This window comes from Pseudobacter ginsenosidimutans, from assembly GCF_007970185.1.
Taxonomy (GTDB): domain Bacteria; phylum Bacteroidota; class Bacteroidia; order Chitinophagales; family Chitinophagaceae; genus Pseudobacter; species Pseudobacter ginsenosidimutans.
This window is the reverse complement of the sequence record NZ_CP042431.1, coordinates 6,491,957-6,516,362: the sequence shown is the minus strand read 5'-3', so window position 1 is coordinate 6,516,362 and position 24,406 is coordinate 6,491,957. Positions and strand designations below refer to the sequence as shown.

18 protein-coding genes are annotated in these 24,406 nt (G+C 48.3%); 10 read left to right on the top strand and 8 right to left on the bottom strand.

What is annotated here, in order from left to right:
- Positions 1-126: 126 nt before the first annotated feature.
- Both FSB84_RS25510 and FSB84_RS25505 read left to right on the top strand, forming a co-directional pair.
- Positions 127-1,212 carry a hypothetical protein gene (locus FSB84_RS25510; RefSeq protein ID WP_130540666.1) on the top strand — a complete coding sequence of 362 codons (1,086 nt, stop codon included), beginning with the start codon at positions 127-129 and terminating at the stop codon, positions 1,210-1,212.
- 23 nt (positions 1,213-1,235) lie between these two features.
- A complete protein-coding gene (locus FSB84_RS25505) occupies positions 1,236-2,813 on the top strand; it encodes a T9SS type A sorting domain-containing protein (protein ID WP_130540665.1) in 1,578 nt (525 codons plus the stop codon).
- A 1-nt stretch (position 2,814) separates the two neighbouring features.
- Here the strand turns inward: FSB84_RS25505 and FSB84_RS25500 are convergent, their stop codons facing one another.
- Complete coding sequence (locus FSB84_RS25500) at positions 2,815-3,501, bottom strand: uracil-DNA glycosylase family protein (RefSeq protein ID WP_130540664.1); 687 nt, start codon at positions 3,499-3,501, stop codon at positions 2,815-2,817.
- Positions 3,502-3,562: 61 nt separating this feature from the next.
- On the opposite strand from FSB84_RS25500, the gene FSB84_RS25495 reads away from it, so the two are divergent.
- Together FSB84_RS25495 and FSB84_RS25490 are read left to right on the top strand one after the other, a co-directional pair.
- A complete protein-coding gene (locus FSB84_RS25495) occupies positions 3,563-4,909 on the top strand; it encodes a Gfo/Idh/MocA family protein (protein ID WP_130540663.1) in 1,347 nt (448 codons plus the stop codon).
- Positions 4,910-4,913: 4 nt separating this feature from the next.
- Positions 4,914-5,966, top strand: coding sequence for a phosphotransferase enzyme family protein (locus FSB84_RS25490; RefSeq protein ID WP_130540662.1), 1,053 nt, complete (start codon positions 4,914-4,916; stop codon positions 5,964-5,966).
- On the opposite strand, the gene miaE is transcribed toward FSB84_RS25490, so the two are convergent.
- The gene (miaE, locus tag FSB84_RS25485; protein ID WP_130540661.1) at positions 5,963-6,574 is read right to left on the bottom strand and encodes a tRNA-(ms[2]io[6]A)-hydroxylase; all 612 of its coding nucleotides are present in this window, start codon (positions 6,572-6,574) and stop codon (positions 5,963-5,965) included. The two genes, FSB84_RS25490 and miaE, sit on opposite strands and share 4 nt — an antisense overlap.
- Positions 6,575-6,680: 106 nt before the next feature.
- Here miaE and FSB84_RS25480 point away from each other — a divergent pair, with 106 nt between their 5' ends.
- From FSB84_RS25480 to FSB84_RS25470, 3 genes are all read left to right on the top strand, one after another.
- Positions 6,681-7,772 (top strand): aminotransferase class I/II-fold pyridoxal phosphate-dependent enzyme, encoded by a 1,092-nt coding sequence (locus FSB84_RS25480; protein WP_130540660.1) that lies wholly within the window; start codon positions 6,681-6,683, stop codon positions 7,770-7,772.
- A 135-nt stretch (positions 7,773-7,907) separates the two neighbouring features.
- Positions 7,908-10,367 carry a penicillin acylase family protein gene (locus tag FSB84_RS25475; protein WP_130540659.1) on the top strand — a complete coding sequence of 820 codons (2,460 nt, stop codon included), beginning with the start codon at positions 7,908-7,910 and terminating at the stop codon, positions 10,365-10,367.
- Between the two features lie 12 nt (positions 10,368-10,379).
- Positions 10,380-10,733: a hypothetical protein gene (locus tag FSB84_RS25470; RefSeq protein ID WP_130540658.1), complete on the top strand. Its 354-nt coding sequence runs from the start codon at positions 10,380-10,382 to the stop codon at positions 10,731-10,733.
- 33 nt (positions 10,734-10,766) lie between these two features.
- Here the strand turns inward: FSB84_RS25470 and FSB84_RS25465 are convergent, their stop codons facing one another.
- The gene (locus tag FSB84_RS25465; RefSeq protein WP_130540657.1) at positions 10,767-12,479 is read right to left on the bottom strand and encodes a hybrid sensor histidine kinase/response regulator; all 1,713 of its coding nucleotides are present in this window, start codon (positions 12,477-12,479) and stop codon (positions 10,767-10,769) included.
- A 206-nt stretch (positions 12,480-12,685) separates the two neighbouring features.
- Between FSB84_RS25465 and trhO the strand changes: the two genes are divergently transcribed.
- Complete coding sequence (trhO, locus tag FSB84_RS25460) at positions 12,686-13,738, top strand: oxygen-dependent tRNA uridine(34) hydroxylase TrhO (protein ID WP_130540656.1); 1,053 nt, start codon at positions 12,686-12,688, stop codon at positions 13,736-13,738.
- Between the two features lie 2 nt (positions 13,739-13,740).
- Here trhO and FSB84_RS25455 read toward each other — a convergent pair whose 3' ends face one another.
- Positions 13,741-14,847: a lactonase family protein gene (locus FSB84_RS25455; protein ID WP_130540655.1), complete on the bottom strand. Its 1,107-nt coding sequence runs from the start codon at positions 14,845-14,847 to the stop codon at positions 13,741-13,743.
- Positions 14,848-15,329: 482 nt separating this feature from the next.
- Entirely contained in the window at positions 15,330-16,256 is a 927-nt protein-coding gene (locus FSB84_RS25450) for a phosphoribosylaminoimidazolesuccinocarboxamide synthase (RefSeq protein ID WP_130540654.1), read from the bottom strand.
- A 106-nt stretch (positions 16,257-16,362) separates the two neighbouring features.
- On the opposite strand from FSB84_RS25450, the gene FSB84_RS25445 reads away from it, so the two are divergent.
- A complete protein-coding gene (locus FSB84_RS25445; RefSeq protein WP_130540653.1) occupies positions 16,363-19,239 on the top strand; it encodes a TonB-dependent receptor in 2,877 nt (958 codons plus the stop codon).
- Positions 19,240-19,323: 84 nt separating this feature from the next.
- Here FSB84_RS25445 and FSB84_RS25440 read toward each other — a convergent pair whose 3' ends face one another.
- Both FSB84_RS25440 and ychF read right to left on the bottom strand, forming a co-directional pair.
- On the bottom strand, positions 19,324-20,715 hold the full coding sequence (locus FSB84_RS25440) for a carboxypeptidase-like regulatory domain-containing protein (RefSeq protein WP_130540652.1): 1,392 nt from the start codon (positions 20,713-20,715) through the stop codon (positions 19,324-19,326).
- A gap of 171 nt (positions 20,716-20,886) precedes the next feature.
- Positions 20,887-21,984: a redox-regulated ATPase YchF gene (gene ychF, locus FSB84_RS25435; RefSeq protein ID WP_130540651.1), complete on the bottom strand. Its 1,098-nt coding sequence runs from the start codon at positions 21,982-21,984 to the stop codon at positions 20,887-20,889.
- 193 nt (positions 21,985-22,177) lie between these two features.
- On the opposite strand from ychF, the gene FSB84_RS25430 reads away from it, so the two are divergent.
- Complete coding sequence (locus FSB84_RS25430) at positions 22,178-23,416, top strand: nucleoside recognition domain-containing protein (RefSeq protein WP_130540650.1); 1,239 nt, start codon at positions 22,178-22,180, stop codon at positions 23,414-23,416.
- Between the two features lie 192 nt (positions 23,417-23,608).
- On the opposite strand, the gene FSB84_RS25425 is transcribed toward FSB84_RS25430, so the two are convergent.
- A complete protein-coding gene (locus FSB84_RS25425; protein ID WP_158644116.1) occupies positions 23,609-24,400 on the bottom strand; it encodes a DUF4397 domain-containing protein in 792 nt (263 codons plus the stop codon).
- Between the last annotated feature and the right edge of the window lie 6 nt (positions 24,401-24,406).

The following is a 24,406-nucleotide window of genomic DNA, read 5'->3' as shown; positions in this document are numbered from 1 at the left end:
AAACGGACCGGCGCGGGGTTTTTCTATCCCTTTTTTGCGTGATTCCAGGTCTGCGGAAAATCCCCTTTTTTCAGGATAGGCAGCGCCATTTAGCCATTGCATATTTGAGGTCTAAAATTTACTACCATGAACCAATTAGCCTCATTCATTCTTTTTTTGGTGTGTACTATCGCCACCGGCAATGTCCACGCCAAAATATGGAGGGTGAACAATAATACAGGTGTGGCGCGCGATTTTGCGCAACCCGGCAATGCCGTAGCCAGCGCCTCCGTACTTAATGGAGATACTATTCATATAGAACCAAGCCTCACAAATTACAGCGGCTTTAGCAGCAACAAACGATTGGTATGGATAGGACCCGGCTATTTTCTGGCATCCGGCATAGCCTTCGAGCCTGCCAATACCGGCTTGCAGGCAACTGCCCTGCCTGCCAACATAGACAACATTACACTGGCTGCCGGCGCCGAAGGGAGCCGCTTTATGGGAATCTATTTCGGCAATTTTAATATAGGAGCCAGTACTGGCAATATCTGGATAGAAAAATGCCGCTTCTCCGGCGGTGTGATAATGAGCAATGCTGGTGTGGTATATAGCAATATCACTATTCGCAAATGTTTTTTTAATCATAATTGTTCTATCAACGCAGTTGCTGCCAGTCCGGGCTCTGTATCAGGCCTGGTAATCGAAAACAATATCTTCAACGGGGACATATTTGCCAATTTGTCTTCTGCTGAATTTGGCAGCGGCGGCAATATCTTTCGTAACAATACCTGCGGATGGTTTCGTGGTGGTATCCTATACGGGTTTTATGTTGCCAACAATATTTTTACTTTTCTGAATGATATGGGAAACCTGTTTGCCGTTAGCGTGGTAAAGAATAATATTTTCGCCAGCGCCGTACAAACGCTGCCAGGCACCGCCGTGGGCAATCAACTGGGCATACACTTCAATAGTGTTTTCATAGATGACTTTGTCAACGCCGTGGGCAGTATAGATCATCGCTTTATGCTGCGCGCAGGCAGCCCTGCCATTGGCACCGGTGTTACTATCAGCGGGTATACACCGGATTGCGGCGCCTTTGGCGGCCCCGATCCCTACAGGCTTTCCGGCATACCGGCAGTACCAACTATTTACAGCCTTACTGTGCCCACCAGCATTCCGCAGGGACAGGCTACCATGAGTGTACAATTGAGTACGAGGAATAACAATTAGGATGAACACAAACAAAAGTGATTATGAAAAAAATGTTCTTCCTGTTGTTGCTATCGTACAACACAGTTGTACAGGCGCAAACAGATCCGGCTTATCCCACCGCTCCGGCTACTCCGGGAAATATTGTTGCGGCAGAATATTTTATTGATACAGATCCCGGAGTCGGCAACGGTACAGCTATTCCTGTTACTCCCGGAACGGACATCAGCAATATTTCTTTCAATGCCAATACCGGCAGCCTTTCCGAAGGCGCGCATACCATGTATGTACGCACCCTCAATACAGATGGCAGATGGGCCATTACCCATGTGCGGCAGTTTGTTGCAGACTACAATCCTGGATACTCCACAGCTCCGGCTACTCCGGGAAATATTGTTGCGGCAGAATATTTTATTGATACAGATCCGGGAATTGGGAATGCAACAACTATCCCTCTTACTCCGGGAGCAGATATCAGCAATATTTCATTCAACGCCAACACCAGTGGCCTCAGCGGAGGTATGCATACCATTTACCTACGCACGCTAAGTACGGAAGGAAGATGGTCTATTACCAATATGCGCCAGTTTGTTGCAGACTACAATCCTGCATACCCTACAGCGCCGGCTGCACCGCAGAATATAGTAGCGGCGGAATATTTTATCGATACAGATCCGGGTATCGGAAATGCCACGGCTATTCCTGTAACACCGGGCACAGATCTAAATAATATATCGTTCAATGCCAATACCAGCAGTCTTGCAACAGGTGCACATAATATTTATGTGCGTACCCTCAATTCAGAAGGTAGGTGGGCCGTCACCAATTTGCGCCAGTTTGTATCTGATGATGACTGGATTTATCCGGCACCACCGGCTGCTCCCGGCAATATAACCCGCGTGGAATATTTTATTGATACGGACCCTGGGTTTGGCAATGGTACGCCAATTACCATAACACCGGGAGTGGATCTGAACAATATCAGCATAGATATTCCTGCAGCATCTATTTCAGAAGGACAGCATATTCTTTACATCCGCAGTTTGGACGACTGGAGTATCACCAATTATTCGCCGTTCATGGTAAGCCAGGCGCTTCCCCTGCATTTTCTTTCGTTCACGGCAGCAGGCAGCGGAAAGGACGTTCTGCTCAACTGGACAACCACCGATGAAGTAAATACAGCAACGTTTGAAATTGAAATATCGGCCGATAATGAAGCGTTTGAAAGAATACACAGCATTCCTGCCAAAAACACCAGTGGTGTACATCATTACAGTTTTATACATCGCAATGTACCGGCAACCCGGTTGTTGTATCGTTTGAAACAAACAGATATTGATGGAGGTTTTGAATACAGCAAGATAGCCATTGTAAATATGCGCCAGGCAGTGAAAATATCGCTGTATCCCAACCCGGCAAACCATAACATCATGCTTAAGAATATTAAGCCCCAGGATGTATCATCAGTAGATATCTTGAGTATGGAGGGAAAAAGAATGGTACTGTTTAATGCTGCATTCAATAACCAATATCATATCAGCACGCTTCCACCGGGAACGTATGTAATGAAAATTGTGAAAAAAGATGGTAGTTCGGAAACGCTCAGTTTTGTAAAACAATAAATCATATACTTCTCAATCTCCTTACATATTCATCTGCAAATTCACCCACCTGCTTTCTTTTGTATTGCATGATGAATCTCGGATGCGGCAAAGGAATGATCTTATCGAAGAGCTGATGCTTTTTGTTGAGTTGCTGGAATATTTTGAAATTAGTTCCTTCGCCGAGACAGAAACAGCTATTGCTGTCCGTTAGTATCGTTTTTTTTGTTTTTAGAATGGTATCGATGATAAAGGGCTCACTGGCTTTCAGGAGCTCTTTGTCGTCGTAGTAATTGAGATTGAGACCATTCTTTGTGAAGCCGAGCGGGGAGAGGGCCGTGATGAAGAAGTCTTTATAGAAATCCGCCGGGCCGCCATAGCGTTTGATCACATCATATATGAAGATGGAGCTGAGCTCTGCTTTTTGGGGGAGATCGTTGGGGATGCCGCATTCTTCCTGCAGGCGGATGGGATCCGTGAAGGGAACGCCGGTAACGCCGGCGCCGAAGCGGCCGGGATTGATACCGAAAATAAATTTTCTGGGATGATGATCGTTGTAGAATTTATTGTAGAATATAGTGGCGAGTGCCCTGGAATCCTTATCGGTAAAGGGATTCATGATGGCCACGCCTTCCGGTAAATGGAAATCCGGACGAAGATTTTTCAGGAATTCAAGTATCGCATACGATTGCGTAAGTTTTGCTGTCATGACGCTGGTATCCTCAATTATGGTTATTATTGCCTCCTACAATTTTACTAAAATTTAAAGCATGGATCGCAGGTCATTTGTCAGAAATACCGGGATCGCTACCGCAGGGTTTGCCATACTTCCCGCATCTCAACTTTTTGCTCAGCAACAAACGGTAAAGATAGGCATGATTGGTGTCGGCCTGAGAGGACAGAATCACCTTTCCAATCTTCTTCGCAGAAAGGATGTGGTATTGGCAGCGATCTGCGATATAGATGACAACATGCTGAAGCGCTCGCTGGACATGATCAAAAAAGCGGGCAAGGCTGAACCGAAGATCTTCAAAACGGATCCCTATGCCTGGAAAAAGCTCCTGGAGCTGAAGGAGCTGGATGCCGTGATCATTTCCACACCCTGGGAATGGCATACACAGATGATCATCGCATCCCTGGAAGCAGGTATCAAATATGTAGGTACTGAAGTGATGCTGGGTATTACGCTGCAGGACCACTGGGATGTGGTGAAAGCCGCCGAGCATCACAAGGGTCAGGTAATGATGCTGGAAAATGTGTGCTACCGCCGGGATGTGCTGGCAGTACTGAATATGGTGCGACAGGGATTGTTCGGCGAGATCATGCACCTGCAGGGCGGCTATCAGCACGATCTGCGCGCCATCAAGTTCAATGATGGCAAGAGCAACAATACTGGTGTGGAGTTCGGTGAGAAAGGATATTCCGAAGCACGCTGGAGAACGGCACATTCCATCCATCGTAACGGTGATCTCTATCCGACGCACGGCATCGGACCTGTTGCTGAAATGATCGATATCAACCGCGGTAACCGTTTCATCTCTCTATCATCTTTCTCCACCAAAGCGAGAGGGTTGCACAATTATATTGTTGATCACAGCAGTGAACAACATCCCAATGCAAAAGTGAAATTCAAACTGGGCGATGTGGTCACCACCATGATCAACTGTGCCAATGGCGAAACCATCCTGTTGCAGCACGATACCAACCTGCCACGCCCGTACTCGCTCGGTTTCCGTGTGCAGGGAACGAAAGGGCTCTGGATGGATGTGAACGATAGCATCTACCTGGAAGGCACCAGCCCGAAAGGACATACCTGGGAAGCTGCGCAGCCTTACCTTGACAAATACGATCACCCGCTGTGGGCGCGCTGGAGCAAGGACACGGAAGGCGCAGGGCATGGTGGAATGGACTTCTTTGTGCTGCATGCATTTGTGGAAGCCATCAAACGCAAAACAGCCACGCCGATGGATGTATACGACGGTGCAGCCTGGAGCGCTATCACACCGCTCAGCGAAACCAGTATCGAACTGGGAAATCAAACGGTAGAGTTCCCTGACTTCACCAGCGGCCAGTGGATGTTAAGGAAAAATGATTTTGCTTTGACCGACCAATATTGATCTGATGGAAAATATGCAGGCGAAGGAGGCTGCCCTTCAGTTCGGCAAGGGCAAGCCTGTGATACAAGTTTTGAAAGGCGGTCTGATACACCACACCTACAAGGCTTCTTACGATGAACAGGGAGAGCAGGTGGTGCTGCAATGCATCAACCAGACCATGTTCCATCATCCGGAAGATATCATTCATAATTACCAGCTCGTGTACGAGGCGGTGCATGGAAAGGAAGGCATCACCATTCCTCCCATCATTCCAGCAAAAGATGGAAAACTGTACTGGATCGATAAGTATAATCAGTTCTGGCGCGCCATACATTTTGTGGAGGGCTCCTATACAGCGCTGGTGCCCAAAGATGCTGCAGCAGCAAGGCTTACCGCCAACTGCTTCGCTAATTTCACCAGCGCACTGGCATCTGTGGAACTGAACCTGCTCCGTCCCGTGATCCCGCGTTTCCATGATCTGGCTATGCGTTATGAGCAGTTCGAAAGGGCTGTACTAACGGCAACGCAACAGCGATTACTCACAGCCACACATGTTATCGCAGAGCTAAGGCAACGCCATCACCTGGTGGAATTCTATAATGAAGTGGGGCGCAGGCCGGACCTCTTCCTGCAAAGAGTGATGCACCACGATTGCAAACTCAGCAATATCCTCCTGGATGTAAACACACACAAGGCCATTTGTCCGGTTGACCTTGATACAGTGATGCCGGGCCTCTACTTCTCCGATCTCGGCGATATGATCCGCAGCATGGCCTGCTCGGTTGACGAGAACAGTACAGACTGGGAAGCGATCGCCATCAGGCCGGATTTTTATGATGCCATCGTGGAAGGTTATAGCAGCGGGATGGGAGACCAGCTGACATCTGAAGAATTGAAACATCTACATAAAGCAGGGCTGCTGATGGTGTACATGCAAAGCCTTCGATTCATTACCGATCATCTCAATAACGATGTGTACTACCAGATAAGTTACCCGGAACAGAATCTGAACCGGGCGCTGAACCAGTTATTGCTGCTGGAGAAACTGGAAGAATATGTTCCCGTAACAGTTGATTAGTGCATCCTGTCGCCGCGTACTTCGAGACGCTGCATCAGGTCTGCTTCATAGGCCAGCCATTCTTCCCAGCGTTTTCTCACTTTATCTTTATTCAGGTAAGTATCTGCAAGTTCAATGAACAGGCGGTAATGGCCGGCTTCGCTTTCCATGAAGCGGCGATAGAAATTGCGGAGGTATTCATCGTCCAGGCCTTCGCTCAGTCTTTTGAAGCGCTCGCAACTGCGGGCTTCGATGAGGGCGAAGATGAGGAGCCTGTCGAGCAATACATCTTCCTGGTGTCCTCCTTTATTCTGGAACACCATCAGTGCGTTCACGTATTCGTCTTTTCGTTGCTTGCCGAGGCGGAGTTTGCGCTTATCGAGCTCTGCGATCACCAGGCGGAAATGTCCCCATTCTTCTGTAACGATCGGGCTCAATTCCCGTACGAGTTTGTCTTTTTCACTGTAACGCTGGATCAGGGAAATGCAGCTGGTGGCTGCTTTCTGTTCGCACCAGGCGTGGTCTGTGAGGATCTCTTCCAGGCTCATACCGGCCAGGTCCACCCAACGTGGATCGGTGGGCAACTGGAGGCCCAGGATATTCTTGGTATCTGTAAGCGGCGTACTCATGATGCAAAGGTAGGACAGATGGTTGAAACAGCAGAGACTGGCAGTGGCCAAACAAAAATCACTCGCCGGGAGGCTTCCGATTGCCTGCACCCTATACCTTTGTTGCATGCGCCAGGAAAACTTCCTCGAAAAAAAATTGCAGGAGCGGAGAGACCAGCAGGCTTTCCGCACATTGAAATTGCCCACGGGCAAAACGGATTTCTGCTCCAATGATTATCTCGGCATCATTCATTACGGATTGCTGGAAACTTCCGAAGCGCACTGGCTGAAACACGGCTCCGGCGGTTCCCGCCTGCTGGCCGGCAATGATGCACTGACGGAAAGTACGGAACAGCAACTGGCCGGCTTCCATCAGTCTGAAGCAGCGCTGCTCTACAATTCAGGTTACGATGCCAATCTGGGATTGCTGAGTGCCGTGCCGCAACGCGGAGATACCATCATTTACGATTACCTCAGCCATGCCAGTATCCGCGATGGCATCCGGCTCAGTTTCGCACAGTCTTTTTCTTTTCGTCATAATGATCTGGCTGAACTGGAAAAAAAATTACAGTCGGCTACCGGCAATATTTTCGTGGTAACGGAATCTGTATTCTCGATGGATGGAGACCAGGCGCCGCTGGAGGAAATGACAACCCTTTGCGAAAAATACAATGCTCATCTGATCGTTGATGAAGCCCATGCCACCGGCGTGATAGGAGAGCGGGGGGAAGGACTGGTGCAGCACCTGCAATTGCAGCAACGCATTTTTGCAAGGGTGGTCACTTTCGGAAAGGCAGTGGGTTGTCATGGCGCTGTAGTGCTGGGCAGCCGCTTGCTGCGCGATTATCTAATCAATTTTTCCCGTTCGTTCATTTATACAACAGCCCTGCCGCAGGCGAGTGTGCGTGCTATCAGAGATGCTTATGCGCTTTTTCCCCAGATGAAAAAAGAACGCATCCTGCTGGCATCCATGATCAAAATGTTCCAGGAAGCAATACTGCCTTTTGAGAAACTGTTGTCTTCAACTCCCATCCAGGTAGTGGTGATCCCGGGTAATGAAGCCGTGAAATCCATTGCGGGCAAACTCCAGGATGCGGGTATGGATGTCCGCCCGATCTTATACCCCACAGTTCCCAAAGGCGGGGAAAGGCTGAGGATCGTGCTGCATGCTTTCAATACAGAGACTGAAGTAAAGAAACTGATAAGTCATTTTGATTAACAGAGTGCCATAGTCGCATTCTCACGCAAATACATTATATTTAATATGTGTATAAAATTCGGATAGTGATGATGGAGAGAACAACTACCAAAAAATTGATTACTTTTATCCGATTCTTTAAACCCTTCCGAGTTTATGCGACTTGTTCCCTTGCTGGTATCCGGCGTTATTACGATAGGATTGATCGTTGCATTGAACAGACCATGGGGCCCTGTGCCGCCATTGGGAAGTTTCCTCAGCCCCCAGCACGGCTGCTGGCAAAATGCTGAACCTGCCGATCAATCTTTTTCCATCGATCTGAATTTTCCTGCACTGAAAGAAAAAGTGAATGTGTATCTGGACGATCGCATGGTTCCCCATGTGTTTGCACAGAACGATCATGATCTCTATTTCGTTCAGGGATACCTGCATGCAAAATTCCGTCTCTGGCAAATGGAATTCCAGACACATGCCGCTGCAGGCCGCCTCAGCGAGATCCTCGGCGTTGGCCCGGATTCCGCTATCCTGAACAATGATCGCAATATGCGCCGTATCGGAATGGTTTTCGGTGCAAAGAACTCCCTGAAGGAAATGGAAAGCGACGAAAGCACCAAAGAAGTGCTGGACGCCTATACAGCTGGTGTGAACGCTTTCGTGGAAAACTGCACCTACTCCGAACTGCCACTGGAATACAGGCTGCTCAACTACACTCCCGAAAAATGGAGCAATCTCAAAACAGCCCTCTTCCTGAAATACATGAGCTACGATCTGTCGGGAGATGAAAATGATATCGAATACACCAACGCCAAATCTGTTTTCCCGAAAAATATTTTCGATAAACTTTATCCTGTTCAACCGGATTCGCTCGATCCCATCATTCCGAAAGGCACGCATTTCCAAACACCTTTCGTGCATTCTGTTCAACCTCTGGGTGCAGATTCCGCTTACTTCAACTGGAAAGCGCCTGCACCCGTGCAGCCGCTGAACAAACCTGATAAAGACAATGGCAGCAATAACTGGGCAGTCAACGGCAGCAAGACTGCCAGCGGTTTTCCCATTCTCTGCAGCGATCCCCACCTGGGCCTCAATCTGCCTTCGCTCTGGTTTGAAATGCAATTGCATACGCCACAAAGCAATGCTTATGGCGTGAGCTTCCCCGGTGCACCGGCTATCATCATCGGCTTCACGGACCAGATTGCCTGGGGCGTTACCAACAGCAGCCGAGATGTGAAAGATTATTATACCGTTCAATTCAGAGACGCATCCAAACAGCAATACTGGTTCGACAGCACCTGGAAAAGCTCCCTGATAGATGTTGAAGTTTTCAAAGTGAAAGATGGACCGGATTTCAGGGATACCCTGGCTTACACCACCTGGGGACCTGTGCAGTATGATGCCAGCTTCACCGGAGCACATCGCACATCAGGCGAAGTGAATCTAGCTGTAAGATGGAAAGCACACGACGGTTCCAATGAGCTCAAAACATTCTGCCTGCTCAACCGCGCTACCAACTACGATGAATATCTCGCAGCCATCAAGAACTTCAGCTGTCCTGGCCAGAACTTCGTGTTCGCTGCCAAGAACAATGATATCGCTATCTGGCAGCAGGGTGAATTTCCTGATAAATGGAAGCGCCAGGGTGACTTTGTTATGCCGGGAGATGACAGCACTTATCGCTGGCAATCCATGATCCCGCAGGACCAGAACCCGCATATGCTGATCTCCGGGATGGTGCCCGAACGCGGCTTCGTAAGCAGCGCCAACCAGCTTCCTGCCGATTCCACCTATCCCTGGTATCTCGGTGGCAGTTACAATCTCTACCGCGGATTGCTGATCAACCGTTATCTCCGCGAAATGAGCGGCATTACGGTAGACCAGATGAAAGAATTGCAAACAGAGAATTACAATGTGATGGCTGAAATGGCCATGCCACTGCTGCTGAAGAATATCGACGAAGAAAGCCTGATCGGAGAGGAGCTGACCTGTCTCAACCTGGTACGTAACTGGAACCTGCGCAATGATCCAAAAGAAAAAGCTCCATCCATCTTCAATCACTGGATGGAATTGCTGGAAGCAGAAGTGTGGAGCGATGAATTTGCCGCCGTCCCCAAACCTTACATTTTTCCTGAGCGTTATACAATGCTGGAAGGCATGCTGAAAGACACGGCCTTCCCGTTTGCCGATAATATTATCACTCAGCAGGTGGAAACTATTCGCGATGTAGTAACAGCCGCTTTCAAGAAAGCAGTGCCACAACTCTCCAAAATTGAAAAAAATGGAAAACTGGAATGGAGCAAATACAAGGATTCAGGCATCAGGCACCTGCTGCGCCTGGGACCACTGAGCCGTTTCCATTTGACAACAGGCGGCGGCGCGGATATCATCAACGCCACCAAACAGTTCCATGGACCGAGCTGGAGAATGGTAGTGCATCTCAGGGAGAAAACAGAAGCCTATGGCATCTATCCCGGCGGACAGAGCGGCAATCCCGGTAGTAAATACTATGATAATATGGTGGACGATTGGGCAAAGGGCGCTTATCAGCCTCTCTGGATAATGACTGCAGAAGAAGCCAAAAGCAAGCAGGTTAAACACAAAATGACTTTTCAAAAATAATTCACTCAGCGTATGAAACTCTTTATCTCCATTCTGATCACCGCATTGCTGAGTTTTGTGGCAGGGCTATTCCTGCCCTGGTGGACCATCGCACCGGCCGCACTGGTAGTGGCTTTATGCATCCATCAGTCACCATTCAGATCCTGGCTTACTGGTTTTCTTGCCCTCTTCCTTTTATGGGGTGGACTGGCGTTAGGCATCGATGCAAAGAACCAGCATGTGCTGTCCACCAAACTGGCTGAGATCTTTCCATTGGGCGGATCATCTTTCCTGCTCATACTGGTAACAGCCCTGGTAGGTGGACTGGTGGCAGGTTTTGCTGCACTTACGGGAAGCTATATCCGTAAAAGGCCTGTCGGGGAATAATGAAATAATGTAATTCAGAATTGCAGTGAAACGTTATGTTGCCCGCACAAAAGGCGAAAGCAGTTTATAGAGTTGCCGGTAATTGAACTGATTACCGATAATGCCATCTGCACCTGCCTCCAGCAGGTTATTCTGTTTGCATGATTTGTCCGGCACCGAAGTTACCAATACTGGGATTGCTTTCAGCAAGGCATTTCGTTTTAGCCGTTTCAATAATTCCATTACATTGAAGCCCGGCAGCTGACCATCCATGATGATCACATCAGGCAGGTCATTGGAAACGATGGCCAGTACTTCATTATCGTCGGAAGCGCGACTGACGCGGCATCCCATCGTTTCCGGCAGGCTCTGTAATCCATGTGGCTGTTGCAATGGGCCGGCCAGCAATACATGGGCATGATGAGCAGGAGGTATATGGCAATCCAATGTTTTTATTTCTTCTTCCGCAACGCCAGGCTGCAATGGCAGCATCACAGTAAAACTGGTTAGTCCTCCGGCTTCACTGTTCACGCTGATATGGCCGCCCATCGAAATAACTTTCGTCTTCACGATATACAACCCCAGCCCGGTGCCGCTCCGGTGCCTGCTGCTGCCGGTAACGAAAGGATTGAAAAGGTGTTGCAGCAGTTCCGGTGCAATGCCCTGTCCCTGGTTGCCGATCCTGATCACCAGTTGTTCATCCTGTTCAAACACTTCCATTTCCACGGTACTGTTCCTGTACGCATAGCGTATGGCGTTAGAAAGGATATTGGTGGTTACCTGGTTCAGCTTCAGGGAATCGCTGATGATGAACTCCGGGAGCGTTTGATCTATACTGAGCTTCAGTTTGATATTGCGCGTGCCTGCAATCACCTTATGCACATGCACGATATTGGTGAAGAAATCGCGCACGATGAAGCTGCCGGATTCAGGTGTTTCCATTTTTCCGGCTTCGATCTCTGCCATGGTGAGTACGTTATTCACGAGTGTATTGGCGCTGATCCCTGCTGCCTGCAACTGTTCCAGCAGTTCCTCCACTTTTCGCGGGGGGTGTTGTTTCCTTAATTCCTGTTTGATCAGGGAGGCGGCAACAGTCATCACATGCAACGGTGTTTTGAGATCGTGGGTTACCTGGTAGAGATATACTTTCTTGTAATGATCGGCCTTCACAAACGCAGTATGAAGATCATTGTTCTGGACAAAAGGTCTGCAGGCTACCAGAACAACGCTGAGTACGGCCAGGATCACCACAGAGTGTACCAGTAGTCCGGTCTGCGGATTCATGCTGATAAGTCCGGGTACCTGGTAGTAGTAATTCAGTTCCAGAAAGATCAGCGCCACGAAAGTACAGGCGATACAAAACCTGCGTTCCAGCCTTGTAGGAAAAACAAGGTATACCAGGGCAATCTGGTATATGATGGCAAACTGAAGCTGCGCCTCGCTCCCCAGCAGGTTACCGAAATACATGGTGGCGCCGCACTGCAAAAGAAAGAGCCAGATGGCAGCGAGTGAGTATTGACGGTAGTAACTGGCAACCAGCACAAGATTGTTAAGTAATAACTCGATGAACAATGGGATCAGCAAGCCTTTTTCCCAACCGCCTGGGATGGCCAGGATACAGATCATAACAATCAGCACCACACTGAACGTGATGCAAAGGGTATTGACGATGGTAATGCGTTTGACCATTTCCTGGTCCTGCAGGTCATCAGTTCCCATACGCAGCAACCTGCCTGCAATTCTTTTGGTGATTGACAGGATGTTCATAGTGAATAGATTTTATCATTCATCCGTGAATGAAGCTCATCATGTAGTGTTGCCGTTGCGTTGATTTGATCTGTTAAAACAATTCAGGGGAGAAGGGGAATGGGGCAGATGATACGAATGTAGTAAAAAACTTTTCATAACAGTTCGTATCTTTGCCCTGTTTCAAAATTTTGACTGTCAGGCAAACGGTCACAAAATTTTATTAGATGGCATTACTACACAACCGCGTCTCCCAGAAGGAGTTGAAAGAATTATTGTATCAGGAAACTGATCCCCGCACCACCATTTCTTTTTATCATTATTTTCCCATTGAGGACCCGCAAACGTTCAGGGATGAGCTGTATAAGGGATTGCATACACTGAAAGTGTTTGGAAGGATCTATGTGGCCAATGAAGGCATCAATGCGCAGATCAGCGTGCCTTCGGGCAATTACGGGGCATTACAGGCCTATCTCTATTCGATTCCCTGCCTGGATGGCATTCGATTGAATATAGCCGTGGATGACGACGGAAAATCTTTCTGGGTACTGAAGATCAAAGTACGCCCGAAGATCGTGGCGGACGGGATCGAAGATCCCTCTTTCGATATGCGCAATAAAGGGAAATATGTAACCGCAGAACGGATGAACGAGCTGCTGCAGGATCCCGATACCATTGTGGTGGACATGCGCAATCACTACGAATTTGAAGTAGGCCATTTTGAAACGGCTGTGGAAGTGCCCAGCGACACCTTCCGTGAGCAATTACCGATGGCAGTGGACATGCTGAAAGACCAGCGCGAAAAGAATATCGTGATGTACTGCACCGGCGGTATCCGATGCGAGAAAGCCAGCGCCTACATGCTGCACAACGGATTCGACAATGTGTTCCACCTGGAAGGAGGCATTATCAATTATGCCAAACAGATCAGGGAAAAAGGACTGGAAAGTAAATTCATCGGAAAGAATTTCGTGTTCGATAACAGGATGGGAGAGCGCATCACCGAAGACGTGATTGCGAAATGCCATCAGTGCGGACAACCGGCAGACGTTCATGTGAACTGCGCCAATGATGGTTGTCATCTTCTCTTCATTCAATGCCCTGCCTGCGCTGAAAAATACCAGGGTACCTGCAGTGATGCCTGTCATCATATGATCCAGCTTCCCGAAGAGGAGCAGAAGGCAGCCCGCCGCGGTGTGGAGAAAGTTGTTCACACTTTCAACAAATCACGTTCAAGATTACGGCCACGCCTAAACGAACTCAACAAAGAAGAAGACTAAATCTATTTGATCCATTTCAGACAAACAGGATTTCCTACACTGAACTCATTCCCGGTTGGAGTGAGCAGTCCTGTTCTTGCATTCCTGTTGTACACTTCCACTTTATCTGACCGCTGGTAAGCCACCAAAAGAAAGCGACCAGTTGGATCGATGGAGAAATTGCGGGGACCTTTGCCATTCAGTTTTGCATTATCGATCAGCGTGAGCTTTCCTGTGCGCTGATCTATTTTGAAGATGGCGATATCATCCGATTGTCCGCGGTTGGAAGCGTACAGGAATTTTCCATCGGGAGAAACATGGATATCTGCACTACCGATATCTCCTGTATAACCTTTAGCAATAGCCGAAATGGTCTGGAAAGTATCCAGAATACCGTGATGGTATTTCAAGGCCACTACATTTCCACTCATTTCTTCCATCAGATAGGCCCAGGGTTGGGTTGGATGGAAGTCGAGATGCCTGGGGCCTCCGCCGGGATTGGTAGTGGTGAAGGGATCGGCTGCCGGGTGCAATTCTCCGGTTTTGGAATCGAAATTATAGTTGAAGATTTTGTCGAGCCCAAGGTCCTGTACAAAAAGATGTTTATTGTCCGGGGAGAATACAGTTGAGTGCACATAGGGTTTTGTCTGCCTTTTGGGATCGATACCTTTCCCTTCGTGCTGAATGGTTTGTGATGCAGGACGCAGCCCACCATCTTCTTTCACCGGGAACAGGGAGAAATTGCCGCCGGAGTAGTTTCCTGCGGCCACCCACTTGCCTGACTTATCTATCGAAACATAACAGGGATGGTCACCCTGGGTGTTCTGCTGATTCAGCAACTGTAATGTACCTGATTGATTATTGAAAGCATAGGAGCTCACATTGGGTTTGTCTTTCCCTTCTTCATGCACGGCATATACAAATTTATTGTCGGGAGATACGGCCAGGTAGGAAGGATTGTTGGTGGCCAGTTTACTCACGGGCTCGCATTTGCCATTGTCGAAACTATACACGTAGATGCCTTCGCTCTTGCCGGAAGTATAGGTTCCGATAAGAAGGTATTGTTTGGCCTGGGAAAATCCCTGTATGGTGGTTGACATGATCAGTGCTGTTGTGAGTAGGTGTTTCATAACCGTAAAATACATAAAAAATGCCGCTCCGGGGATTGCGCTCCGGGATAATGAAGGACGGTTGAAGAAACGAACCGGCGCAGGAGGATCTTTTTTGGGGCTTTTTGTTGGAGGGATGGGGCGGTTGAACATGATTGAGCTACTGCGCTTACGTTTCGAAGACCGGCCCTTCATTACCCCTTCGCTAAGGAGAACCCGCGGGTGCAACATGCAGACAATCTTCATATGTTTTGTGGCCGATATTTAGAAACTCCGAACACAGTCCTGCAAATCAAATGTCTTCCTTGATGCCAGATTTGAAGCGGGGAAATAGTAATCCTGGGTAAATACTTTCAACAATAAAAGAATCGGGCATGGCTGATCGAAATTTTCATTTCGGGTAGCCATGCCCGCGGTTATTTTGTTTTCGTTTGTCGAGGGGCGCCTCAATAGAGGCGCAGGAGTGAGAGAATAGTTACAAACGAAACTGTTTCATTTTGTACTTACTCGTATTTTTTGAGCGCTTCTTCTGTTTTTTCGAAAGTGGCGGACTCGCTGAGATTACCGGGAATGAATTTTTCTCCGATCACCTGCTCATATAATTCGATATAACGTTTGGAAATAGTGTTGATCCATTCGTCGGACATGTTAGGCACTTCCTGTCCTTCCTTGCCCATGAAGTTATTGGCGATCAGCCATTCCCTTACAAATTCCTTGCTGAGCTGCTTCTGGCGTTCGCCGGTCTGCTGGCGGGCCTCAAAGCCTGTTGCATAGAAATAGCGCGAAGAATCAGGCGTATGGATCTCATCCATCAGATAGATGGTATCGCCGATCTTTCCGAATTCATATTTGGTATCCACGAGGATCAATCCACGTTCTGCGGCAATTTCCTTTCCTCTTGCGAATAACTGCAAGGCATAACCGGAAAGTATTTCCCACTCTTTCTCTGTAGCAATACCCTGCGCAATGATCTCTTCTTTGGAAATATCTTCATCATGACCTGCTTCAGCCTTGGTGGATGGAGTGATGATGGGGGTAGGGAAGTAGTCGTTCTCCTTCAGCCCGTCAGGCATCTCAACGCCGCAAAGTGAGCGCTGGCCGCTACTGTAGGTCCTCCATGCATGTCCTGTCAGGTTACCTCTCACTACCATCTCGATCTTGAATGGCACACATTTCTTACCGATGGAAACATTTGGTGCAGGAACTTCCAGTAACCAGTTTGGACATATATCTTTGGTGGCATTCAACATCCACGCAGCGATCTGGTTCAATACCTGTCCTTTATAAGGGATCGGCCTGGGAAGAATAACATCAAACGCAGAGATCCTGTCTGATGCAACCATCACGAGTAGTTGATCGCCGATAGTGTATACGTCACGGACCTTACCTTTGTAAAAGTTTGTCTGACCTTTGAATTCATACGCTTTCATGGCGCGAATATACTGACGATATTAACATTGATACCATAAATAAAATTTTCGATTGACAAATACTATTGTTATTTTCAGGTACTATACGCTCACAAAATCTGCCATTATGAGAAGATTGCTATTTTTTCTGGCGGCACTTTCCCTTCTAACGACCATCTCTATTGCCGCTGCAGCCCAACAAACCTATACAGTAAACGGAACCGTAAAAAACAGTCTGAGTAAAGACATTGTTCCTGCCGTTTCTGTGCTCATCAAAGGAACCAGTATCGGGACCTTCACAGATGAACGCGGGAACTTCAGGATCACCAGCAGCCAGGCGCCTCCTTTTACCCTGGTGTTCTCTTCCATCGGTTATGAACCGCAGGAAGTGATTGTGACCAGTACCAGCACACCGCTGCAGGTGAGTTTCGAACCAGCTTCTTCGCTCGGTGCGGAAGTGGTGGTATCCGCCAGCCGCGTGGCTGAACGGATCCTCGAATCCCCTGTTTCCATCGAAAGGATGAGCGCCGCCAATGTGCGCACTTCCGCTGCTCCCAACTTCTACCAGGGCATCGCCAACCTCAAAGGTGTGGACATGACCACATCGTCCATCACTTTCAATACCATCAGCACCCGTGGTTTCAATGGTAGCGGTAACCTCCGCTTCAATCAACTGGTGGATGGAATGGACAACCAGGCGCCTGCCCTCAACTTCGCCGTGGGCATCATCCTCGGACCAACTGAACTGGATGTAGATAATGTTGAATTGCTGCAAGGCGCATCCTCCGCACTTTACGGACCCGGTGGAATGAATGGCACGCTGCTCATGACCAGCAAGAACCCATTCAAATACCAGGGCCTCAGCTTCCAGGTGAAACAGGGTATCATGCATACGGATCGCAAACAGCGCAGCGCTGCTCCTTATTACGACTGGGCCTTCCGCTGGGGAAAGAAAGTGTCTGAAAAATTCGCTTTCAAGATCGGCGGACAGTTCATCCAGGCCAAGGACTGGCAGGCGCAGGACAGAAGGAATCTCAACCGCAATAACGTGTTGAGCTCCGTAAAAGAAGGCACACGAGCTTCCGATCATAATTATGATGGCATCAATGTATATGGCGATGAAGCCAGCGCCAGCATGGCCGGCGTTTCACAACTCGCCATCCTGAATCCTGCTTCCAATCCATATTTCAATACAGCAGTAACGGAGCTGGTTGGCTTACTTGGCAGGGCGCCCACTGCACCGGAGATCGTGGGCTACTTTGCTCAATACCCTTTGCAGGGCAGTCCACGCGATGCTTTCAAGATGATGGGCGTGGGCCTCGTGAATGGTTTGTACGGTAATCAACTTGTAAGCCGGACCGGTTATGACGAAAGCGATATCGTTGATTACAATTCATACAGCGTAAGATTGAATGGCGGATTGTATTACAAGATCACCAACGATATCGAAGCTTCACTGGTGGCATACTGGGGAACCGGTACTACCGTATACACAGGAGCCGACCGCTATGCACTGAAGAATTTCAAACTCGGCCAGTACAAAGCCGAAGTAAGAGGACGGAATTTCTTCGTGAGAGGTTATACCACCCAGGAAAATTCAGGTGATTCCTATACTGCCACTACTGCTGCACTGGCCGTGAACAATGCATGGCTCAGCAACGGCGAATGGTTTGCAGCATATTCTGCCACTTATGCCGCAGCCAGAGCGCAGGGCGCACCAGATGCACTGGCGCATGTGACTGCACGCGCGAGAGCAGATCAGGACAGGGCATTGCCCGGCAGCGATGCCTTCAAGGAATATTTCGATAAAGCCATCACCACCGATATCAATTCCGGTGGCGCACGCTTCGCAGATAAATCATCCCTCTATCATGTGGAAGGACAGTACAATTTCTCTGAGCATATCAAAGTATTTGAACTGATGGTAGGTGCCAATTATCGTTCCTATCATCTCAACTCCAACGGTACCATCTTTGTGGATACAGCCGGCACCATTAAAATTGATGAATACGGTGGTTATATCCAGGTAGCGAAGAAAATGTTCAACGATGTGCTGAAACTTACTGCAAGCGGCCGTTACGACAAGAGCAAGAACTTCGATGGCCGCTTCACTCCCAGGGTTACCGCCCTGATCCAGGTAGCTAAAGACAATAACCTCCGTTTGTCTTATCAGAATGCTTATCGTTTTCCTTCCACGCAAGACCAGTATATCAACCTGAAGACACCAGGCGCCAGACTGATCGGTGGCTTGCCTTCTTTCCAGGAATATTTCCACTTCGATACCAATCCGGTGTATACAGCAGAAAGCATCGGCGCTTACCGCGCTGCACTGGCAGCTGGTCAAACACCTCCGCCACTGGAAAAAGCGCCTTTTGCGCCACTCAAGCCTGAAACTGCCAATTCATATGAATTCGGTTATCGTGGGCTGCCGGTGAAGAAACTGCTGATCGATGCGTATGTGTATTACTGTGAGTACAAGGATTTCATCGGCCGCCGCGCTGTGGGCCGCGCTATGATCCCTAACGGTATTGCCAACCCGCTGACCACGGAGAACTTCTCTTATCCCGAGAATTCTTTCCAGAAAGTGAAAGCAATCGGCTGGGGCTTCGGACTCGATTACCTGTTGCCAAAAAGATATAGCCTGAAGGCGAATGTGTCCGGCGATCAGCTCAACGATGTGCCTGCCAACTTTGTCACTTTTTTCAATACACCCAAAGTGCGCTATAATATCGGCTTCAGCAACGATGGTATCAACAATGGCAACTGGGGCTTCAATGTACTGTTCCGCTGGCAGAGCAAGGTTGACTGGGAAGGAACATTCGCTTCCAGTCAGATCCCTGCTTTCAGCACCCTGGATGCTCAGGTTAGTTATAAATTCCCTGCTATCCGCAGCATGATCAAACTCGGCGCATCCAACCTTTTGAACAAATATTACGTAAGTGCATTAGGCAATCCCGAGATCGGCGGTGTATACTACCTGAGCTTCGGGTATAATGTTTTCTAAATGAGTTTCTGAGTACCTTAACCAATAAAAAAAGCCTCAGTGTAATGCTGAGGCTTTTTCTATATACGTTATTGAGCTTTCTTTTTATGGAACGCAAACTTCAATGGGATCAACCGTAACATTCCCGGTTGTAACGGTCTTGCTGACTTCGCGGAACTGTGAATTGGAAAGATCCACTACTTTAATGTTGGCGCTGGTGCTGGTTCCGCTGCAGCGGATGATCTGCAGACTGTAATTACCATTGGTCACTGCTGCAGTGTAAGTCTGATTGTCTACCGTAATGTATACCTGTCCGTTAGCAACAGGATTAGCGCTGCAATTCACGGCAGTGCCTGTAAAGGTAATGGTGCCGGGTGCATAGGCTATGCGGATAGTGTCAAGCGTTTTGCTGACACCAATCTTTCCAAGATTGGCTTCATGTAACAGATCGCCACAGCGGCTCTTTACTTCTAATTCGCCGATAGCATTCCTGGGCATGATCAGTTTTACTACACCGGCAGTATCTGAATAACCGTAGGAGGCTGCAGATCTGTTCTCGAAAGTATAGCCGAGTGAAACAAATGCATGCGGAACAGAAATATTGCCGGGAGTTTTGATAATGGCTGTTACTTCTGCATAATTGAAATTGGTATGGAAATTCCAGTAGGAAAAATGATTCACTTTTCCGAGGTAGCCATTCAGTTGTTTCAGCACAATGCTTTCTTCCTGCCAAACACCAGTGGAGTCATTGAGACTGCTGATGGTCAGGGTAGCAGGAGCTGCATCGAATTCTGCAGGTGCAATGGGTAAGGTGAAAGTAGCAGGCATTGCTTCGTTCAATTTCAATTTCTCACCGTTGCTGCCAGTAAGCTCCACATACATCAGGTTGCGAGCCATGGTGCCATACAGGTTACCGGCCCTGCTCCTTGCTAAAACTGAACCGGGCTGGTTTTCAGCAAAATCAGGATTGGTGGGATCGATGATCTGAAAAAGGATAGTTACGGTTCCGGTATAGTTGGAATTGTTGCTGGCATTGAGAATGGAACCAGGCTCGAATTTGAGTGTTGTTCCATCGGCTGCTGTTATGGTTCCGCCTGAACCTGCATTGAAAGTTTGTGTCGCTTGTTTTTTGATCAGACGGATGCTCACATAATGCTGGTCTTTGGATTCTACCTGGAAAGTTCTTTTACCGGCGAGGTAACCGCTTTTCTCCACACTGATGAATCCGCCCGATTTATAGAGAGAAGCATCCTTGAAGCTGAATGAACCATTGATATCGGTAGTGGCAGTACTGGTACCCGCGGTCACAACAGCGCCGTTCACCGGCAATCCAACTTCATCGAAGATCCTTCCGGAAACGCTGGTCACTACTTTCTCCCAGGGAGAAGGAGGAGGTGTTACCGGATCCGGATTGGAAACGGAATCGGATTTGTTACAGGCGATACCCTGTATCAAAGTATAGGCTAGCAGGGCCGGGATTAACAGTTTACTTTTCATGGTAGTTTAGGAATTAATAAAATGATGGCGGTACCTGAATTTGCAGGATACCGGGGCCAGTTCATAGTTCGCAAAATTGCGAAAGTTCGCTGGTATAGAAAAGTTTGTTTTGATGATAAAACAAAACCCCGGCCAACGGGCCGGGGTATGCGAACATAGTTGGAATTATTTTTATACGTTGAAGCGGAAATGCATCACATCTCCATCTTTCACGATGTATTCTTTTCCTTCGATCCTCAGCTTGCCGGCATCGCGGGCAGCTGATTCGGAACCGTACTGGATATAATCGTCATACCCGATCACTTCGGCCTTGATAAAGCCTTTTTCAAAATCGGTATGGATCACACTGGCTGCCTGCGGCGCTTTCCAGCCTTCATGAATTGTCCAGGCCCTTACTTCCTGCACACCTGCCGTAAAGTAGGTATAGAGATTGAGTAATTTATAAGTGGAACGGATGAGCCTGTTGAGGGCTGGTTCGGTCATTTTATATTCTTCCATGAACAGGGCGCGGTCGCCGGGATCTTCCATTTCCGCGATCTGTGCTTCGATGGAATTGTTCATCACTATCACCTGTGCATTTTCATTGGCCACAGAAGCTTTGAGGGCCTCTGAATATTTATTGCCGGTATGCATACTGGCTTCGTCTACGTTGGCAACATAGAGAACAGGTTTCTCTGTGAGCAGGAAGAGATCGGCAATGGCTGCGCGTTCTTCTTTGGCGAGATCCAGTCCGCGGATGCTTTTGCCTTGTTCCAGGTGTGCCTTGCAGCGCAGGAGCACATCCAGTTCGGCTTTCATTTTTGGATCGGTGCGCGCCATTTTTTCTGTGCGGCTGATCTTTTTCTCCACGCTCTCGAGGTCTTTCAACTGGAGTTCTGTATCGATGATCTCTTTGTCGCTCACCGGATTGATAGCGCCTTCTTCGCGCAGCACATTCTCATCTTCGAAGCAACGGATCACATGGATGATGGCATCCACTTCGCGGATATTGCCGAGGAATTTGTTACCAAGACCTTCACCTTTGCTGGCGCCACGCACCAGTCCGGCAATGTCTACAATTTCGATCTGAGTAGGAACGATCCTGTCCGGGATCACCAGTTCAGCCAGTTTGGCGAGACGATGATCGGGTACATCCACCAGTCCTACGTTGGGGTCGATGGTACAGAAACGGTAATTGCTGGCCTGCGCTTTGGCGCTGGTGCTCACCGCGTTGAACAAAGTTGATTTTCCTACATTCGGCAATCCTACGATACCTGCTTTTAAGCCCATGATAATTGATTTGCTGTTTTTGGCCGCGCAAAGATAAGCTAATGCATCGATTTTACATTTTCCCGGGTCTAAATGCCTGTAATCCGGGTGTTTCTACTATCTTAGGCAATAATTCCGGAATAAGCCGTCACCCGCACTCAGGGCCGTTCCGGCAGCTCCTTTAATCAAACCGTAAACAACAAACCACCGGCAAATGGTATTAAACTTTCTCTGGATCGCATTCTTCCTGATTGCTTTTATCGTGGCTTTGATCCGGTTATTCATGGGCGACACGGAAGTTTTCAAGAACCTGATGGACGGCGTTTTCGAGTCTGCCAATACCGGTGTTCAGATCTCCATCGGACTGATCGGTATCATGGCGCTCTTCCTGGGATTCATGAATGTAGGGGAGAAGGCAGGCGCTATCCGTTTCCTGAGCCGCATTGTAGGACCTTTCTTCAATAAATTGTTCCCTGAACTGCCGAAGAATCACCCGGCGATGGGACATATGATGATGAATTTCTCCGCTAATTTGCTGGGGCTTGATAATGCAGCCACTCCATTTGGTTTGAAATCGATGGAAAGCCTGCAGGAAGTGAATCCGCAAAAGGATACGGCCAGCAATTCGCAGATCATGTTCATGGTGTTGCATGCTTCAGGACTTACCATTATTCCGGTAGCTATCATCGCGCAGCGCGCCATCCTCAAATCGAATAATCCCACAGAGATATTCATTCCCGCCATCATCTGTACGTTCACGGCTACCATGGTGGCCATCTGCGTTACAGCCATCTGGCAAAAGTTCAACCGCAAGCAATGGACTACCATCATCATTGTGGGTGCAATCGGTGCGGTAATTTTAGGAGGACTGGGATTCTATCTGCGGTATTACCTCAGCAATGAATCGGCTACTGCATTTTCGAAAATCATCAGCAACGGATTGATCATGCTGTTCTTTATCATCATGATCCTCGGCGGGGTTTGGAAGAAAGTACATGTGTACGATGCGTTCATAGAAGGGGCCAAGCAGGGCTTTGAAGTGGCTGTGAAGATCATTCCTTACCTGGTGGGTATGCTGGTTGCTATCAGCGTGCTGCGCAATTGCGGTGTGTTCACTTATATGGTGGATGGGCTGAGGTACATTGTGGAGTCGATGGGCTTTGATTCAAAATGGGTGGAAGCGATGCCAACTGCATTGATGAGGCCATTCAGCGGCAGCGGCTCCAGGGCGATGATGATCGATGCGATGGCAGTGCATGGCGCTGATTCATTCATCGGAAGACTGAGCTGCTTATTCCAGGGCTCTGCCGATACTACATTCTATATTGTTGCTTTGTATTTCGGTTCAGTGGGTATCAAGAAAACGAGGTATGCGATCCCGGCTTCGCTGATTGCGGATCTGGCAGGGATCATTACGGCAATATTCCTGGCGTATAACTGGCCCTGGAGTTAAATTTGAATTACACGATTGATCATATACATCCCGGCTTCTGCAAAGCCGGGATTTTTTTATTGCGTTTTCGTGGATTGCTGTCTGTTAGTTGAAGGGTCGATCGCTTCGAAAGTAGAAGGCCGCCTCAGTGGAGGCGGCCCGTTTTCTCATGTTACCGATGAATGTAGTGTGTCTAACCAGGAACCTGTATCATTATAAATTGAATACGAATGATAGGAATGACCTTCTGCCGTCTGATGATGGAAGGCCGGCAAAACCTGAAGTGAATACCGTAAACACGCGCTGGTTGAGCTGTGAACTGTTCACGCCGGAAGCAGTGGTGTAAGATACCAGTGCAGGTGCGGCTGAACCAAGGCTTGCGTCACGTACCCACCAACCTCTTGTTGCTGCAGTGAGACCGGCAGGCTTGAAAAACTCCGCAGAACCTTTATAGGCAATCTTTTCAGCCATCAGCGTGGAATCGTAATAAAGATTCAATTCAGGTGAATTGGGCATCAGGTTAATGAAACGATAACGCACTTTTCCGGAGTCGGGTCTTGTAAGATCATCCACCACCAATGTGCTGTAAGTGTTCTCAGCAGTATCGGTGATATGCAGCGTTTGATATTTGCCAGCCTCCAGGGAGATATTTGTTTTGTACAATTCCATTGAATCCAGGTTGGTGAGTTTGGATGGGACCACTACTTTGAATTCATGGCTGCCTGAATTGAACACCATGTAGTTGGCAGTGGAGCCACCACCGGTATTCAGGCCGCCACCAGGAAATGGTGTGCGCGCCGTGATCGGGTTGTTCACCCGTTTGCCATCGATGATGAATACAACTGAGGGCGCGGATTTGTATTGCGACAGGAAGTTCACTTTGAACAATGCCTGATTGGCGCCCACCAAATCAAATTCACCGTATTTGATCTCGTTCTTTTTGCAGCTGCTGAATAACATAACGCCGGCCAGCACGCTGAAAGATATTTTGATGATATGTTTCATGATAAT